The 2,878-nt window shown below is 58.8% G+C and carries 3 protein-coding genes; 1 reads left to right on the top strand and 2 read right to left on the bottom strand.

The window, feature by feature from the left end; genetic code table 11:
- Positions 1–181 (top strand): IS3 family transposase (locus JNB50_RS25365; protein ID WP_243768962.1); only part of this gene is annotated, 181 nt, incomplete at its 5' end.
- 31 nt (positions 182–212) lie between these two features.
- Here JNB50_RS25365 and JNB50_RS24855 read toward each other — a convergent pair.
- Entirely contained in the window at positions 213–1,253 is a 1,041-nt protein-coding gene (locus JNB50_RS24855; protein WP_208042756.1) for an ATP-binding protein, read from the bottom strand.
- Positions 1,243–2,388, bottom strand: coding sequence for an SIR2 family protein (locus tag JNB50_RS24850; RefSeq protein ID WP_208042755.1), 1,146 nt, complete (start codon positions 2,386–2,388; stop codon positions 1,243–1,245). The genes JNB50_RS24855 and JNB50_RS24850 overlap by 11 nt, the downstream gene beginning before the upstream one ends.
- Positions 2,389–2,878: the final 490 nt, after the last annotated feature.

Genomic DNA, 2,878 nt, shown 5'->3' with positions numbered 1-2,878 from the left:
GTCGACACTGCACAGCGACCTCGTGGGCCGCACCAGCTGGGACTCGAAGACGCAGCTGGCCTCGGCCATGTTCGAGTGGATAGAGGGCTTCTACAACCCGCGCCGCCGGCACTCCGCCCTCGACTACCTCAGCCCCGCCGACTACGAAGCCCTTCACACCACCGCCGAAATCGCGGCATGATCAACACACCGAAACCGTCCGGGAAACCGGGTCAGGCTCCGTTCGTTGCGGCTTTGTATGTGGGCGGCGTCACACTCTCTTGATCGCCGCGAAGTTCAACTCCGTTGTCGTCAAGTGCGTAGGCTCGGGAACCTTCTGTTTGGGCGTTGGGCTGAGCCGTGTGAGTAGCGAAGTGCATCTCATGTAACGTCATCCAAAGCTGTCGAACACTAAACGGAATTGGTGTATCTGCAGTAACCGCGTTCGGATTGAGATCCAATTCCGGATGACGACCGACGTACTCGCGTTTTGCATCCGTCACGAGCGTCTGAACAATCGTCGCAGCGTTCTCATCGATGGCCCCGAGAGCGAGAAATGCGAAGTCCTCGAATGGCAACGCCCAGTACGGAAGACACAGTTGGTCGCCGCGTTCACCCCCGATTGACTCTCCTGCGTCGACTTGGAGTGTGACCGCGGAAGCACCAAACGCGTGGGCATACTCGCCATGCACGTCCACGATCAACACTCGCGAAGACGGGAATCGGGATGGAGCGGCAATCGCGCCCACGATCGAAGACACGGTCGTCGATTTACCGCTTCCGGTGCTTCCAACTACTGCCGCATGACGAGTGAGAAGCTTGGTGACGTCGATCATCGCTGGCAGATGGGGGGCGTTCGAGACGCGACCGATACGAACGGCTCGGGTCGCATCCTGGATCTCATAGATTCTGTTGAGGTCCTCGGCGGTTACCAGAAGGACTCGGTCGCCAATCGAGGGAAAGCGCGCGACGCCGCGTACGAATGCTCCGTTTCGATGAGCTTCTCCGAGCAGCTCCAATGTCATCCACGGACGCCCAGGTATCGAGCCGTCTTCGATCTCGTCAGATCGCGGAGCAGATCCAACCTGAACCACGACTGCAAATAGGTCGACCAACCCAAGCGGTATCCGCACATAGGCGCCCACTTGACCCACGAAGTATGCGTGCCCCCGAGAAAATGTCAGACCCGGGGCCGCTTCGGGCAACACCGCAGCCGTTATGGTGTCACCGCGGACATTTGTGATGTCCGCAATGTGTGTCGGGTCAGCGCTCATCGACTGCACCGCTCGCCGCAACATCTCCAACAAGATCACGTAGTAGCTTGCCGAATGTTTCGAAGTCGCCAAGGTCTGACTCGGTTGGAACCGAATCTCCCTCCGCGCTGGTGGCTTCGGCCCACGGGGCCGAAATCGTGCCAACTACCGCCGCATCTCGAGCCAGAAGGATCAAATTCGGAAGGTTCGTCGCTAGACCGACCGCGTCCTCGTACTCGTCCAAAGACCCATGCAATAGCCCCTGCACCGTGGCGGTCGGATTCGATCGCAACGATTGGTCGAGAACCTCGTTGATGTGCTGGTCTCGAAACGAGAAGCCGCATGTAACGAGAACCGCGCCAGGCTTGCGAAGGAAGGCTTTCAACCTGTCCATCATCGCGAGGTAGGGCAAGCGACGGCTTTGGTCATACTTGAGGTGGCTCGGATACACGAGCGCAGAAGAATCGTCGTCCGCGTCGGCCGGTCGCCGCACGACATTCCCGTCCGCATCTTGCGACCAGTTGATGGAACCATGAAGCTTCCAAAGCAGATTCCAGCGGCCGGGGAGCTGGTCTTCCTCAACGGCTTGCAGATCAAAGCTTGGCTCTCTCGAACCCATGAACCCATCGAAATAGGCCACTCTCTGCCGTTCGAGCGCCTGCTCAGCAAGAAGATCGTAGTTCGTAGTGAAGATCTGCGTTGGCGAGAGCCGCCTAACTGCGCTGATCCACAAAGCAAGCGATTGATACGGCGTGTCCCCTGAAGGAAGGGTTATGTCTACGTTCTTGCGGATGCCGCGACAAATTTCCGCATCAAGCTTCGCTAGCGTCGACACTTCGACGCCTCTGACTGGCTCGGTACCGGGAAGCGCGGCGAGAAGTCGAACATAGTTCAATACCGCCTCGAGGTTCTTTCCGTCCTTCAGACCCAGGTGCCCAACAAGTGTCTCTATTGCCCCCGAGTAGGGCTCGGCCAACTGGTCTCGAACCATATCTGTTAGCTGCTCGATCCCCGGTATGAGTGGACTTCCGTCGGCGTTCTTCATCGCCATCGGAGCCCCTGCCCCAAGCATGAAACCGACCGGCTTCTTCTCCTGCTCAAGCGTCGCTCGAAGATAGCCGATTTGCTGATCTAATTGATGCACCGATACCCCCACTTCACTGGCCGCATCGATCGTAATGAATGCTTGGCCGCATTCTGTGGAGGCTGATCCCGCGGTGAGTTTGTGTCTATCGGGTGGTCACGTAGTGGTCACGTAGTCAGCTAGGGCCCAGACAACCTGCCCTCAGTCGATCTTTCGGCGCTTTTGGCCCAGGAAGACGTACGGAACGCGCGCTGTCTCGGCCGTGAGTGCGGCCAACTATCCAAGCGCCGTGAATGGGTCCGCGCTGATCGCTCAGCCGGCGACCGCATACCGGCTCCTGTCCCCACGCACCCTCGTTTCTCCTCCGCTGAAGGGTTGATGATTCGACTACGCCGATGAGTCCTCATTGCAGTTCCGGACCCCTTTTTGCTGGTGTCGATGATGAATACACGCGTCTCGCTGGCTCCCTTACTCGATCAGTTCTTGTTGCCGTTCCGGCGAGTGATCGAGAGCGAGTGGACGGGGCGCCGTGGCCGGTAGCGTGGAATACCGGACTGGAGCG

It is taken from the genome of Leifsonia sp. TF02-11, from assembly GCF_017565305.1.
Lineage (GTDB): Bacteria > Actinomycetota > Actinomycetes > Actinomycetales > Microbacteriaceae > Leifsonia.
The sequence above is the reverse complement of the archived record's forward strand: the minus strand, read 5'-3'. Positions and strand labels throughout refer to the sequence as shown.